This window comes from Ferruginibacter sp. SUN002 (genome assembly GCF_050611725.1).
In the GTDB taxonomy this organism is placed as follows: Bacteria; Bacteroidota; Bacteroidia; order Chitinophagales; family Chitinophagaceae; genus Ferruginibacter.
Genome location: NZ_JBODJB010000001.1, coordinates 910,264 through 926,068, shown reverse-complemented (window position 1 = coordinate 926,068; position 15,805 = coordinate 910,264). Strand labels below are relative to the sequence as shown.

General features: G+C 38.3%; 11 protein-coding genes and 1 tRNA gene. 3 read left to right on the top strand and 9 right to left on the bottom strand.

From position 1 onward, the window contains the following. Positions 1-48 precede the first annotated feature (48 nt). Entirely contained in the window at positions 49-912 is an 864-nt protein-coding gene (locus ACQ33O_RS04080; protein WP_430994284.1) for a hypothetical protein, read from the top strand. Positions 913-1,338: 426 nt separating this feature from the next. After that, positions 1,339-6,309 (top strand): gliding motility-associated C-terminal domain-containing protein, encoded by a 4,971-nt coding sequence (locus ACQ33O_RS04075; RefSeq protein ID WP_430994283.1) that lies wholly within the window; start codon positions 1,339-1,341, stop codon positions 6,307-6,309. Between the two features lie 140 nt (positions 6,310-6,449). On the opposite strand, the gene ACQ33O_RS04070 is transcribed toward ACQ33O_RS04075, so the two are convergent. Next, on the bottom strand, positions 6,450-7,979 hold the full coding sequence (locus ACQ33O_RS04070; RefSeq protein WP_430994282.1) for a DUF1501 domain-containing protein: 1,530 nt from the start codon (positions 7,977-7,979) through the stop codon (positions 6,450-6,452). Positions 7,980-7,995: 16 nt separating this feature from the next. Beyond that, complete coding sequence (locus ACQ33O_RS04065) at positions 7,996-9,657, bottom strand: DUF1800 domain-containing protein (RefSeq protein ID WP_430994281.1); 1,662 nt, start codon at positions 9,655-9,657, stop codon at positions 7,996-7,998. A 424-nt stretch (positions 9,658-10,081) separates the two neighbouring features. Here ACQ33O_RS04065 and ACQ33O_RS04060 point away from each other — a divergent pair, with 424 nt between their 5' ends. Continuing rightward, the gene (locus tag ACQ33O_RS04060; RefSeq protein ID WP_430994280.1) at positions 10,082-10,321 is read left to right on the top strand and encodes a helix-turn-helix domain-containing protein; all 240 of its coding nucleotides are present in this window, start codon (positions 10,082-10,084) and stop codon (positions 10,319-10,321) included. A 104-nt stretch (positions 10,322-10,425) separates the two neighbouring features. Here ACQ33O_RS04060 and ACQ33O_RS04055 read toward each other — a convergent pair whose 3' ends face one another. From ACQ33O_RS04055 to ACQ33O_RS04025, 7 genes are all read right to left on the bottom strand, one after another. Beyond that, positions 10,426-10,950: a hypothetical protein gene (locus tag ACQ33O_RS04055; RefSeq protein ID WP_430994279.1), complete on the bottom strand. Its 525-nt coding sequence runs from the start codon at positions 10,948-10,950 to the stop codon at positions 10,426-10,428. Continuing rightward, a complete protein-coding gene (locus tag ACQ33O_RS04050; RefSeq protein ID WP_430994278.1) occupies positions 10,934-11,167 on the bottom strand; it encodes a hypothetical protein in 234 nt (77 codons plus the stop codon). The genes ACQ33O_RS04055 and ACQ33O_RS04050 overlap by 17 nt, the downstream gene beginning before the upstream one ends. 315 nt (positions 11,168-11,482) lie before the next feature. After that, positions 11,483-11,962 (bottom strand): hypothetical protein, encoded by a 480-nt coding sequence (locus ACQ33O_RS04045; protein WP_430994277.1) that lies wholly within the window; start codon positions 11,960-11,962, stop codon positions 11,483-11,485. 68 nt (positions 11,963-12,030) lie between these two features. Next, positions 12,031-12,585: a transposase gene (locus tag ACQ33O_RS04040; RefSeq protein ID WP_430994276.1), complete on the bottom strand. Its 555-nt coding sequence runs from the start codon at positions 12,583-12,585 to the stop codon at positions 12,031-12,033. A 206-nt stretch (positions 12,586-12,791) separates the two neighbouring features. Next, a tRNA-Asn gene (locus ACQ33O_RS04035) sits at positions 12,792-12,865 on the bottom strand. A 78-nt stretch (positions 12,866-12,943) separates the two neighbouring features. Next, positions 12,944-14,137, bottom strand: coding sequence for a GTPase HflX (gene hflX / locus ACQ33O_RS04030; RefSeq protein ID WP_430994275.1), 1,194 nt, complete (start codon positions 14,135-14,137; stop codon positions 12,944-12,946). A gap of 134 nt (positions 14,138-14,271) precedes the next feature. Further along, positions 14,272-15,645 carry a peptidylprolyl isomerase gene (locus ACQ33O_RS04025; RefSeq protein ID WP_430994274.1) on the bottom strand — a complete coding sequence of 458 codons (1,374 nt, stop codon included), beginning with the start codon at positions 15,643-15,645 and terminating at the stop codon, positions 14,272-14,274. Positions 15,646-15,805 lie beyond the last annotated feature (160 nt).

Below are 15,805 nucleotides of genomic sequence, written 5' to 3'. Positions count from 1 at the left end.
ATATTTTGATCGAAATCCCCGTTATCATGGTGTCCAAAATCCTATAACATGAAACAAAAGCCCCTTATCGCTTTGTCGCTATACCTGATGGTATCGCTATCAGAAAGCCACGGACAAAATGTTGCTATTAATGCTACGGGTAGTACACCGGACACAAGCGCTATGTTAGATATTAGCAGTACGAATAAAGGTTTACTGATACCAAGAATGACCACAGCACAAATAGCAAGCATTCCATTACCTGCTACAGGACTACTGGCTTTCAGTACAACCGACAGTACTTTCAAATTCAACACAGGAACTTCAAGTTCAGCAAGTTGGGTATCTCTTTTCAGCAATAATTCTGTGTGGGGTTTATTAGGCAATAGTGGAATAAATTCCGGATCGCAATTTTTAGGTACTACAAACAATGCAAGCCTACGTTTTCGAACCAATAATACCGAAAGAATGGTGTTAGATAGTAATGGTCGAATTGGTTTTGGTATTGCGCCAACTGCGGTACTCCATTTAAAAGCAGGAACCGCAACTGCGAATACTGCACCATTAAAATTCACAAGTGGAGTTGCTTCACAAACAACATTAGAGACAGGGGCTGTTAATTACAACGGATCCGATCTTACATTAAGCGATGCCAGCTATGCATATACGTTAGACAAATCATTATCCGGTTCTGCAGCACTTGATTTTCCAAATACCGGATCAGGGTCTGTTGCGGATTTAAATATTACAGTAACGGGAGCAGCCGTAGGTGACCCTGTTATCTTAGGTGTTCCCGATGCCTCTGTCAGCGGAACAGCAATGTTTATGGCATGGGTGAGTGCTGCCAATACCGTAACGGTGAGATTTTCTCCAAAGAATATACTTGGCGAGAATCCTGCTTCGGGAACTTTTAAAGTAAGAGTAATTAAATAAAGCATATCAACAAAAATTGCGACCAAAATATAATTCCTTCCTTAGTAGCGATCTGCTCCATGTAGAATCGGCATATCTATTTGCCCGACATTCCTTTACATACCACTTTAATATTAATGTTATTTGCAAAATAAAATTTAGATTTGTGACCTGTTAATAAGTGAAGTGTATTCCCTGTAATGGATAGATTTGACCAGGCAGCATTCATCACGTTAACTGTATCTCTTATTACCACGAGCATTTGTCTCGGTATCCGCCGTAAAAACGGGTAAACAACGATAATACCGATATCCTGATATCGGCTACAAAAGCAGCACTTTTGCAGATACTATATGCAGAGAAAATCAATTGATGATTAAAGGGCATCCCTGCACATGCTTTATATTTGAGCTTGCTGTGAGGCCAATAAAATTTAACTCTGCTTGTATGGAATATTCTAAATTGATCCGAAGGATTTGTAGTACTTGTTTGTATTTGATCCTATCTGTTTTTTGCTCGAACCTTTATGCTCAGCTTACTTATGTTACTTGTAATAGCTCCTGCCCTACTCAACTTGTAGGAAGGGTAACCTTTGCTAACACAACCGGCACCACTACTGGACGCTGGACTGTAAACGACCTTGCTTATGGAGGTTTAACAAACGAAAGTTTTTACATGAGAGACCCGGCAGCCTATACGTCTACCAACGGAAATCTTACATCCACCGGCGGCGGTACTTATACAATTGTAAGTAACCCAAGTACAGTAAACGGACCTACAGGTGCGGCATTGGTAAATAAAACTACTGATGGCGTATTTCTTATCAGACCAAATGATAATGCAAATGCTTTTGCTGTTTACAAAATTACTGGTTTGCAAACAGGTGGTAGATATTGTGTAAGAGTAAAGATGCGTAATGCAACAGCGTATGCAGATTGTAATCAATCTCTTTACACGACTATAAAATTTAGAAGTCTTACGGGCTTAGATATTTCAGGTGGTGGAGTTAGTAACGGTACATGGACAAGAGTGGAAAATAATGCAGCCTGTAATCAAACAACAACAGGAGGTTGGGATGGCAACAACCAAACTTATGGTTTAATGTGGGACGAATACGCATCTTGGTACGAATGCAATTTTCAATTAGGACAAAATCCGAATAATACAAACGATGATGGTTTTACTTTAAATTTTCAACCGAATGCATGGGGCAATAATGATGTATGGGGTATTGATGAGATAGAGGTATATGGTTGCATCACCCAACAATTAGCTTCATCTAACGGAACAAGTATTTGTGAAGGAACACCAACTACACTTACTGCACAAGGTATCGGATCAATAACCGATACATATACATGGGAACAAAGTACAAATGGTGGTGCCAACTGGACTCCGGTAACCGCTACCACTTCAAGCACCTATGATGTTACACCAACAGTTGCAACTATGTATAGAGTAACTTGTACAAGAACAAATGCAACAGTAAGCGCAACCATTACACCCGTTAACTGTTGCGGCCCTACAGGTTTATTTACCATACCTAAAGTTTGTGAATCTATCACGGTTGATGGGGCCGATACAGAACCGGTATGGTACGCAGCACCGTGGGTTTCGGTTGACGGAAGTAAAAGCCTGGCCTTGGGTGGTGCACAAGATTGTGGTGGTAACGGTATACAGGAAACGCCTGCCGCAAGATGGAAAACTGTATATGATAATACTAATATTTATTTCTATGTAGAAGTGTATGATGATAATCCGTCAAACACACTTGGTCAATATTACTGGATGGATGGTGTTGAAATTTATATAAAAGATGCTGCCGGAAATCCTAAACAATTTGGTGCAGGTTATTCTACCGGGAGTAACAAGGCTTATGGCAATTTTGCAGGAGCTACTCATAAGATCACTAAACTGGCTGCAAGCTGGATAGTAGAAGTTTCTATCCCGCTGGCTGCAAATAATATTGATGTAACCAAAGGTTTTTTAAATATGGAAGTAGGTATCAACCAATCGAAAGATGCTACTACCTGCCGGGCTGCACAATTATTTACATGGATAGCAGCCAACCATTATTCTTCTTCAGCACAATACCATGTTGCCCCATTAAGCGATTGTGCCGGAGTTAAAACTTCTAACAGAACTGTTTGTACAGGTGGCACATCTATTCTTAGTACTCAATTATCTACCGTCAATACAGGATTGCCATATGCGTGGGAACAAAGTACTAACGGTGGTGGTCTTTGGACAAGCGTTACCGGAACAACAAACACCATCACTGTTTCTCCAACGGTTCAAACAATGTATAGAGCTATTTATGATAATGTAAAATCTTGTCCTGATACAGTTTTTATCGGTTCAATATCATTTAGTACTACAAACCCTCCTGCTGTCTGCGCCCCTGCAACAGTAGATCTTACTGCAGCATCAGTAACTTCAGGTTCTCAAGCCGGTTTAACTTTTACATATTTTACAGATGCGAATGCTACCAATGCGCTGGCAAATCCAAACGCAGTGGCCGTAGCGAATACATATTATATCAAAGCACAAAGTTCAGGTTGTTCAAGTATTTTACCGGTTACAGTAAATATTAATCCTTCAGTTACACCAGCCTTCAATCCTATTGCATCGGTATGTACAGGTAGTACCCCACCAACTTTACCGGCCTCTTCAACTAATGGCATTGCCGGAACATGGAATCCTGCTACGGTAAGTACTGCATCAGCCGGAACAACAACTTATACATTTACACCTAATACCGGACAGTGTGCTACAACTGCAACCCTACAGGTTACCGTTACTGCAGCTACTACTCCAGCATTCACCGCAATTCCTGCGGTTTGTCAGGGTGCAGCGGCTCCAACATTACCAACAACATCTACCAATAGCATTACGGGAACATGGAACCCGGCTACTGTTAGCACAGCTACTGTTGGTTCAACAACCTATACTTTTACTCCAACTGCCGGGCAGTGTGCTACTACTACAACATTACAGGTTACCGTTAGTTCGCCATCCACCGTGCCATCTTTTACTGCAATTCCAAATGTTTGTCAGGGTGCAACAGCTCCGGTTTTGCCAACCACCTCTACAAATGGAATATCGGGTACTTGGAGTCCGGCAACTGTAAGTACAGCATCTGTCGGCTCTACAACATTTACGTTTACCCCCGGCGCCGGGCAATGTGCTACAACAACTACTTTACAAGTAACGGTTACTGCTCCATCAATAACACCATCCTTTACTGCAATTCCAAATGTTTGCCAGGGTGCAACAGCTCCTGTATTGCCTACCACATCTACCAATAATATTACCGGAACATGGAGCCCGTCAACAGTTAGCACTGCAAGTGTAGGCACCATCACTTATACATTTACGCCGACGGCGGGACAATGTGCAACAACTACTACTTTGCAAGTAACCGTAACCGCTCCATCCATAACTCCAGGATTTGCTGCAATACCAAATATTTGTAGAGGAGCTACGGCACCGACCTTACAAACAACATCAACCAATAATATTACCGGTACATGGAATCCCGCTACTGTAAATACTGCTACTGCAGGAACAACAACCTATACATTTACACCAAATGCTGGACAGTGTGCTACAACCACTACTTTACAAATAACAATTGACGCTCCTGTAACACCGGCATTCACTGCTATAGCTCCGGTATGTACAGGATCAACGGCACCGGTATTACCAACAACATCTAACGATAATATTACCGGAACATGGAATCCCGCTACTGTAAGCACAGCATCTGCAGGAACAACAACTTATACGTTTACACCTACAGCAGGACAGTGTGCTACAGCAACTACTTTACAAGTAACAGTTGCATCTTCAATTACACCAAATTTTGCTCCTGTTGCTGATGTATGCGTTGGTGCTACTGCACCGATTTTGCCAACTACATCTACAAACAATATTACCGGAACATGGAATCCTGCTACTGTAAGCACAGCATCTGCAGGAACAAGTACTTATACATTTACTCCTGATGCAGGACAATGTGCAACTGCAACAACCACAGTATCTGTTACCGTTACTACACCGACTATTCCTGCGTTTGCAGCGCTTGCATCTGTTTGTCAGAATGCAACTGCTCCTATATTACCAACAACATCTACCAATGGCATTACAGGTACATGGACCCCCACTGTAAGCACGGCTACTGTTGGCACTGCAACATATACATTCACACCAAATGCAGGACAATGTGCGACAAGCACCACGGCTCAGTTGACAGTTACCAACCCAACTATTCCAACTTTTACAGCTATCCCAGCAGTTTGTGTTGGAACAACACCACCTTTATTACCGGCTACTTCGACCAATAATTTCACAGGTACATGGAGTCCGGCAACAATAAGCACCGCCACTGTTGGCACATCGACGTATACCTTTACACCAACTGCAGGACAATGTGCGGCAAGCTCTACGTTACAGGTTACCGTTAGTTCTCCTTCTACTGTACCAACGTTTAATACATTAGCCTCGGTATGTCAGGGATCAACACCGCCTGTTTTACCGGCAACTTCTACCAACAACATAACTGGCACCTGGAGTCCGGCCGTAAGCACTGCTAACGTTGGCACTGCAACATATACATTCACACCAAATGCAGGACAATGTGCAGCAAGCACTACGGCACAGTTGACAGTAACTGCACCGCCGAATCCACCAACAACCAATACAACAGTAAAATATTGTTTGAATGATATTGCCGTACAGTTAACAGCAACAGGAAGCAATTTAACATGGTACGATTTTGCAGGAACCGGATCCTCTGCCGCACCTACACCGGTGACAACTACCGGCGGCACTGCTACTTATTTTGTAAGTTCTTCTGTTGGTTCTTGCGAAAGTGAAAAAGTGCGTATAACCGTTACAGTTAATCCGGTTACCGCTTTTGCAGGCGGACCGATATTAAAAGTGGATGAAGGTAAACCAACTGTAATAAACGGTATTGCAACAGGAAACAATATTACTACAACATGGTCTCCAACTACTTATTTAACCAATACCGCAACCGCAACACCAACAATAACGGCGCTGTCGGATATGATATATACAATGAAGGTTACTTCAACTGAAGGTTGTTCTGCAACAGACAATCTTCAAATAATGGTGTTAAAAGCTGTAGAAATACCGAATGCATTTTCTCCTAACGGAGATGGAGTGAATGACACATGGGTCATAAAATATTTAGATGATTACACCGGTGCGGTTGTAAGTGTATTCAATCGCTACGGACAATTTCTTTTTGAAACGCCGGCTGGTGCCTATGGTGCCGCTCCGTGGGATGGAACGAATAAAGGAAAACCTGTACCGGTAGGAACTTATTTCTACATTATTAAATTAGGTCCGGGAAAGACACCATTGAGTGGGTCTGTATCGGTGATCAGGTAATTAGATGGCAATGCAATAAATAATAAACAAAAAGCCTTGAAATAATTCAAGGCTTTTTGTTGCGCTCCTTACTGTTAAAAGTTACAGCAGGTTTGTCAATTTTGTATTTGGGAATACCTAAGAATAAATGAAATGATTGATCAGTTTTGTATAAAATCTCCTTCAACTACAAAACTTTTTGCAGACTTTACAATTAGCCTTGCTCCATTTGAAACAGTTTGATAAATGGCTTTGTCCAAAATACATTTACCGCCAACCTGTGGCTCGATGATAATTTCTGCATTACCGAAAACATTTGTTGGAGGCTTAACTCCACCTACCCAATTTCCTGTATCTGACCAATAGCCGTTTCCATTAAAAACATAAGTTGTGGTATTACAGGATAGTGATTCAATGATTGGGAGGCTTTGAAAATTTTGTAACATGATCTCCTGCAGATCTGTTGGTCTTACACATAACCATTGCTCTAACAATGATGCATATACGCTTCTAAAATCATACTGCATCGCTATATTATCATTAACCGTAGCTGTTACCGGTAAATTCGGTGTAGTCCCTAATACCGTTGCATTTGCTTTCTTGCCAAAAATAAATAATGGTGCCGCAGCTCCATGATCTGTACCGCCGCTGCTATTACTTTTTATTCTACGGCCAAATTCTGAAAATGTCATCCCAACAACTCTATCTTCAATTTGCAAAAAATTCAGATCGTCCTGAAAAGCCTTTAGTGCTTCGCTTAATCCGCCTAATAAATTAGCATGCTCGCCAACAGTAGTATCTATTGTATCAGTTTGTAAAGAATGTGTATCAAATCCTTTGTGTTCTACCATATACACCCTGGTTTTTAATCCACCTTTCACTAGACGAGCAACAATTTTTAATTGTGCAGCTAGTGAATTATTTGCAGGATAAGAAACTTGTTGCGTAACACTTAAAGCAGCACTTTTTATTACTGCTGAATATTGCTGTGTTTGTTTAACAACAGAACGTATATAGGCTAATTCTTTACCTGCATTATTTGAAGGCAGTGGATCTTCAACACCATTTAAAAAATTATAAAAATTAGTAGGATCGCTGATACTCATCCCCATATTAACTGCAGCACCTTGTAATGCCAGTGAAGTAACCGAGCCTATTTGTATTGCCAACGGATCTGCCATGCCACTATTGGGATAACCATTTGGGAAACCGGGAAATTCATAATCCAGATACCTACCTGCCACACCACTTGATACTACTTCGTTACTGTCGGACCCACTCATCCATATATCTGTAGCTCTGAAATGAGAAAAATTTGGATTAGGATAACTTACAGATTGTACAATACCTAAGTTGCCCTCGTTGTACATAGTTTGCATACCCGTCATTGATGGATGCAGCCCCATTGTACTTACTCCATTTAATGCTAATATTCTATTTTCAGGAATAGCAATATTAGTACGGGCATTGTAATAATTTGCATAAACATCAATAGGAATTACAGTATTTAATCCATCGTTGCCGCCTGTTAACCTAACCATTACCAGTACATGATCATTCATCGGTGGTGCACTTGCCAGCACTCTATGCAACAAAGAATTGGCGGCAAATCCTTTTAAAGAAAAGCCACTTACCAGTGTTGGAATGACGGCCGTTGTAATGGCCTTCCCGATAAAATCTCTTCTTTTCATTTTGGTAGTTAATAAATTAAGATAACTGATATTCTGGCAACCGCATTATATATTGATAAAGGTTTTTAAGCTTTGTTTTTACAATATTTGTATTGGTTGTATTTGAAGGTGTACTAACAAAAGTATTCCAGGCGCTTGTCCAATAGTTATCATTTGCTTGTCCATCTAGAAGTATATCTGTTTTAAGTTGGTCTTTCGATTGTTGTGTAAGCGGTATCCTTAATAAATACGAAACAACATCATCTACTAGTGTATTAGGGTTTCCCGGATCAGACATGGTTGCTGCAAATGCAGTTAGATCTATTACAATTGTTATTCCGTTTTTTTTATATCCGGTTGTAACCATTAGATCACTAAAAATATTTCTTTTAGGAAGGGTATCAGAGTTTATCCAAATTTGATGATACTGAGGAGCCTGATAATATGCAGGCCAACCGGCCACATTAGGAGGATCGCCTAATTGTTGTTGCATAGAGGTACAATTAGAATTTAACCAATTCCACATATCATAATTTGAAACATAATTAGCAGCATCAGGAAAAACAACATTGAATTCTCTGCAAAGACCTACCACGACGTCTGTAGGATTTTTTATAAGACAACCACGATTAACAAGATCAAAAAAATGTTCGCTTTTAAATAAGGCTGCCAATACAGGTTTGATGTCGTAATTATTATCCCTAAATATTTGTGCTAACGGAGCTATAACATTTTGTTCAATAGCAGCATCGATCTCATAATAAACAAACCAACGATAAATTTTTCGACAAATATTTAATGATACATCTTCCTTAGAAAAGATCATCGTTAATAAGTCATCCACTTCTAAAGCACCGTCATCCAGCAATCGGCCGGTTATCACAGTATTATTGTAAAAAGCAGAGAATTGTTTGTTGGTTGTATCGTGCCGGGTTGATTTAAAAAGAGAAACATTATTGGCGCCATCTATTATCCAGCCTGTTAAAACTTTGGCTGCTTGTTTAACATCATCTTCTGTATAGGGTGGTGATGCATTATCTGCGCCCTTTCCAACAGTAAATAGTTCTTGTAATTCTCTGGCATAATTTTCATCAGGGGCTGTTTTGGTATTGAGATAATTATTTAAATACCTAAGCATCCCTGTATTTAGAGTAATTTCTTTTACAAACTGTTTAAGATTGCCTAATGCATTCTTACGTAAGGTGACATTATACTGATAATCGTAAATGGCATTTCCTACCATTTCCATTTCTATCACAAAATGATTGTGCCACATGAGTGTAAGTTTTTCAAGAATATTTCTTTCCTGATTAACCATTTGCCCGATCCACCAACTCTTTAAAGAAGCTCGTCTTTCACCCATTACACCGTTCTCTGTAGGGTTGGTATAGACCCAAGTTTCTCCAACAGCAACAGCCAGATCTTCGGTCGGGCTATAATTTTTTATAGGTGGTAGAGGTGAGGTTTGTGCAGGTGTTACATTCAATAAATAATCAACTGCTTGATCCATTGTCATACTGCTAAAAAAATCTACATCTGCTTTTTTAGCACCAAACATGGTACGCTTTAGTAAATGGATGATCTCGTTGGTAGTCCACGTACCTGTATATGGGATAATTCCTGATAATGTTCTGGAAGATTGAACAGAAGTTTTATTGCTATTTTCTTTGGAAGCAGTTAAAAAAGCCCTTCTATCCATTTAGCAGTAGTTTGTTTCAGTGTTGTTGTCAAAAATAATGGCTGTAAGACCAAAAGATCCATTAAAAGTTTAATCTACATGTAGGAAAGTATAATGTTTTCCTACATACCTGCTTAAGTTTATACAATGTCGGAAAAGTTAGGGAATTCAGAAAATAAAAAAAGAGGTCGAAAACGACCTCTTGTCTTGTATGGCTCCCCTGTAGGAATATACTAAACAGAACAAATAAGAATACGACATGTCTGCAATATGCTGCATGACAACCCAATATTTTGGCTCAAATTTACATTTCAACATTCTTTTTCAAATGCGACGGCGGACACTCCATGGACGCCACAGAGGCGAAAGAAAACTTTTGTTTGTTGTAAGGCCGGTATAATTGACGCAACGTCCCTAAAGGAGACGTTGCTGGGACAAAGGGCCGGTGATCGGACGCTATGAAAGGGATGAGATGAAGCCCTCTATTGAAGCTGCTGCCAACATGGCTAAAATCCTCGAAGTGTCTTTGGATTGGCTCGTAGGTAATACTGATACTGAACTGAACACTAACACACTTAATCGTATACTCGATATTGATAAACTGAATGAAAAAGATAAGGAACTCGTGTTTGAGTTCCTCGATTCGTTTATCGCTAACAGGAAGATTAAAAAAGCTTTGAACTAAAATACTAAAGCCGCATTACTGCGGCTCTATTATTTATATGCACATAGCTAAAAGCTACAGACAGCATTTTAATTGTTACATACTATGGAGAACAAAAAATAATTCTATTCCATATACTTTTGAATCGTTTCCATAGGAAACATATTTAATACTTTGCCATCCTTTAAAACAATTTCCCATCCATATGGATCATAAGGGCTTGCGATACGAGGTTTTTTAAATTTCCCAAAAACATTTGGATTAGGTATTTTGTTTGACTTTCTTATCAATTTACTTTTGTTCCAAAATATATAAACAACATCTTGTTTCTTTAAAAACCCATAGAAGCCAGGCAGTTTTTTTACAAGAGGTCTGCTAAGTGCATAACTAGATAAAGTTATGTCAATATGAGTCGTACTATCATCTGAATTTAAAATATTAATCCCAACAAAATATTCTGCCGAATTGAATTTTTTACCATTTCCTTTATCCAATAAATAGCGGTCGAAGCTGTTAATTAGTTTTTTCAATGAAGTATCGACAATCACTACATTACCAATAAAACCTCCTGAGCTTTTTTGAGCATATAGTAATTTTGAGGATATCAAAAAAAGTACAGCTACTACAATTTTTTTAAAACTTGACTTCATTATCAATAACATTTTCTGAATTATATTCAACAGTACAGTTCTCTGGAGCATAATACATACAATTTCTTGTATTGGGATAATCCTTAGCTGCGACCTTATCCCCCCACGAAGGATTTGCTGCATTAGGCCCTATAGTTGCATGCGAATGCATAATAATTTTCGGATCTGCTGAACTAGTATTTTTATTCGTTTGCCAATCCACGAGTTCTTGAACCATTCCATTAGTAGTATGTTGCTGTCTACCAACTGTTATAATATTATTTTTTCTGTCCCAGCAACGTCTCCTTTAGGGACGTTGCGTACCTATTACTAATAATCTTACAATTTAATTAAATTCATATCATCCATAATTCCGGGAAATAACTCGTTTTACTGCCATTGTAAAATACAAACCTTTAGACGAAAAAATTCAACTAAAGGTTGTATCAATATCTATATTGCAAAAACTGTTGTAATAGACGCAACGTCCCTAAAGGAGACGTTGCTGGGACAAAAAATATTTAAAGCAAAAGCCCCTCACGGGGCTTTGCTGTTATTCTCCAAATCTAATATAACAGTATGTGGGATGCAATTTTAATGTTGCTGACTTATTCTGTTTTAATGGCAAGGTTTTTACTGTTTCATAAATGTATTGTTTAAGCCTGTCGTAGTAAGGCTTTTGAGCCGCTAACGTATCATATCCTTTCTTGTAGTAAATAAATTTCTTATCGTTCTTCCTTAACGCCAATTCCAATATCTCAATACTCTCCGCTGCTTTATCTGCATTAATCATAGAATAAAAATCTACGAACCCCGTTAATTTATTACCTCCTAAACTATCTGGAAGAATAAATTTATATTGAGTATGGTCTTGATATAAAAGATTATTTACTACGTTATAACTATATGTTGTATCCGCATCTTTTGATAGTATGTCTGCAAAAAAATAAGTCGTTGGCTGTTGCGTACTTTTTGATGTATGGCAACTGCAAAGCAGAACTGCAACTGCTGCGTAAATTATTAATTTCATCATTTCTTTTTTTGAACTAATGGGAAAAATTTACTCCGCCTTGGTTCGTGGCACACGAACCTTTTCCACTTTTAATCCCCGTACAAAACTGTAAAAATGTTTTTTAAAAAACCAAATTCATCAATGCCGCCTTCATAAAATCTTGCAGATGAATAATGGTAGCTGAGATAATCATTTGATAGTTGCCATTTGCCAGCGACAGGATTATTGTGTACATATTCAAGTTTTTGTTTTGCTACTTTCACACTATAAATTTTAATACCCAATGAATCTCTTTGCCATATTTCATGCTTTTTATTTGCTGCATTTACTTCATACAGATGCGATTTATTTTCCGTTTTCAATATTTTCAAAAATTCATGCCCCGTATATTTAAGTAAACTCCCTTGAGGTGTTTCTTTTCCATTCAGTTTATTTTGTTGCCAAATTAAGTGAATATGATTGGGCATAATTACAAAACCATAAACACTTATAAGATTTTCATCAGAAAGTTTTTTCAAATAATCAATGATCATTTGTTTGTTTAAATCATTTTCCAACAAATACATCCATTTATGAATAGTTGCTGTCCAAAAATAAATCTCTCCAATGCTGGTATATGATTTCCTTGGTTGTGAAAACTTCATATAAATTTAGACGAATTTCAACACAAAACAGTTGCTTTTAAGTTGATTCATTATTGAATGGAGAATAGTTCGTGTGCCAGGAACCAAGGCGAAGGAACAGAATACAAAACCACTAAAACGAATGAGGTTTTTAAGTTTAGTATGCAATATGGATAAGGGTTTAAAAGAAAACAGCCCTGCAAAAATTGCAAGGCTGCGTAGTAAGGCTCCCCCTGCTGGACTTGAACCAGCGACCCTCTGATTAACAGTCAGATGCTCTAACCAACTGAGCTAAGGAGGAGTGTACCTCTTAAAAAGGATTGCAAAAATAAGGGGTTTTTAGTTTTTTAACGCAAAAAATCGAATGTTTTTGGCAATTTTAATAAAAAAACTCTGCTTTATATGGGTATCTGATGCGATACATATCCCTTACCTTATTGAGAATGGTCTGACGCAAGCCATCTATGTTTTTTTTAGCAAGGGCCGATACAAAAACGCAGTTGTCTTTTGTCTCATTCTGCCATCGTTGTTTCAGGTCGTCCAATATCTCTTTTTTTACATCATCCTCCAGCCATTCATCAAAAGCTTCGGCTTCATACTTATCCATTTTATTAAAAATGGTAACGGTTGGTTTTTCAGAAGCTCCCAGATCAGCTAGTGTCTTATTCACAACAGCCAGTTGTTCTTCATACTGCGGATGAGAAATATCGACTACATGCAAAAGGATATCGGCCTCACGTACTTCATCTAAAGTGCTTTTGAAACTCTCTACCAAATGATGCGGCAATTTTCTGATGAACCCTACAGTATCACTTAATAAAAAAGGTGTTTGTTCAAATACTACTTTTCTGGTTGTTGTATCCAACGTTGCAAAGAGTTTATTCTCTGCAAACACTTCACTTTTACTTAAAACATTCATAAGGGTAGACTTGCCAACATTGGTATATCCCACCAGTGATACTCTTATAAACTCTCCTCTTTCTTTTCTTTGAGTAAAAGATTGCTTATCAATTTCGGCTAAGCGTTTACGTAATAAACTGATCTTATCTTTTACAATACGTCTGTCTGTTTCAATTTCCGTTTCACCGGGACCTCTTGTTCCTACGCCACCACCTTGTCTTTCCAAGTGTTTCCACATACCTTTTAATCTGGGTAAAATGTATTGATACTGCGCCAACTCTACTTGAGTTTTTGCCTGTGCTGTTTTTGCTCTGGCAGCAAAAATGTCTAAAATCAAATCGCTCCTATCAATTGTTTTAACGCCCAATTCCTTTTCAATGTGTTGAATTTGAGAACCGGTCAATTCATCATCGAAGATCACTAGTTCAACATCACGATGGCTCTTTACGTAATTTTTTATTTCTTCCAGTTTACCTTTACCAACAAAGGTTTTACTGTCGGGATGAGCCAATTTTTGTGTGAATCTTCTATCAGCAGTAACACCGGCTGTTTCAGCCAAAAAAGAAAGTTCATCGAGGTATTCCTTCAATTGCTGCTCAGATTGATCGGAGGTAACAATACCTACCAATACGGCTTTATCTTCTCGTTTTAACTGTTGTTTTTTTTCTATCAATTTTTTATTGTTTTTATGCTATCCGGACACTATCAGGATTCAACGTGACAAAGTTCGTAAAGATTCTTTGTATTCTTTGTGAAAACTAAAACGTTCCGTTTTCACGGAACGTTTGTATGAATATGTTTAGGAAATTAATTTTTTGCAGCTGCACTCGCTTCCGGCTGTATCCATTTAGCCATTTCCGGACAAGATTTGTATTCGTCATCTATCCTGATATAGTAACCTGAAATTTTTTGAGAGAACCATTTATCCAATGCTTCATTCTTTTTTTCTTCCAAGGCTCTTTGTGCAATTTTGTTATAATCGTCTTTAATATTTTCTCTGTGTGGTTCCGATTTTGAAACAAGATAAACAATTCGCACGCCTCTTTTCCCTCTTTCGTCTGTAAACTCTGTCGGCTGTGAGTACTGCCCCGGAGTAAGATTTTTTATCAAAGGCAATATATCTTTATCCAATTCATCGATCGTGAGTGATGTTCCACCGGATGAACCTTGCTTCATACCACCGGTAAACTTGCTGCTTTCGTCATCGCTGAATTTTGAAACCGCTTCCCCAAACTGAATTTTACCACTCACCAAAAGCCCTCTTACCGAATCTAATTTTTGATTGATCGCTTTGATCTCAGCAGTTGTAATTTGCGGTGCTTTAAGAATATGTCTGATCACTGCATCATCGCCGGAACGGCTTACCATTTGTATGATGTGATAACCAAATCTTGTTTTAAAGGGCGCAGATATCTGCCCTTCTTTTAGCGTAAATGCTTTTGCAAGAAACACAGGATCCCATTGCTTTTCACCCCTGTTCACTTCATATTTACCACAATTCTCCTTACTTCCCGGATCATCGGAATAAATACTTGCCAGTTTACAAAAGTCCTTTTTGCCGCTTTCTATTTGTGATTTAAATTCTTTCAATTGATCTATTGCATATTCTTCCGCATCTCTGCCCGGTTTTGGATAAATAACAACTTGGCCGATCTCTAATTCGCTTTCATAAAAAGCCAAACTATCTTTTGGCAACTGATCAAAATAAGCTTTTACTTCATTTGGTGTGATACGAATACCATCTACAATTTTGTTACGCATTGCTGCTGCCATTTTTCTATCACGGAAGCCTTCTTTAAAATCTTCTTTTAATTGATAAATGCTTTTTCCGGAGATCTTTTCAAGTTCTTCTTTGGAACCATATACCTGAATAAAATATCTTATCTGGTTGTCTATGTCTGCTGATACTTCTTCATCAGAAACCGGAATCGAATCTTTTTCTCCCTGCAGCACCAATGCCTTTACACCCATTGCCTGTTCTAATGTAAGACAGATCGCATTTTCAGGAACATCAATTTCCTGACGTTTCATATCGGCAATTGTATTTTCAATTTCACTTTTTAAGATGATCTTGTTACCAATAACAGCAATGATCTTATCTGCCACCACTTTTTGTGATTGCGCCGTAGCAGAAATAAAAAATGAAAAATGAAAAATGAAAAATGTGAAAATGTATTTCATCGAAAAAAATATTTTTCAAAAGTAAGGAGCTTCTGAGTTATTTAAGCCCTTAAGCTTTTTATTAACAAGAAATTAGAATCGAGCTACAAGCTTTAAGCTACAAGGGACAAGCAAGATGACCGAAAGAATATTCGCTTTACTTACTTGCCCCTTGAGGCTA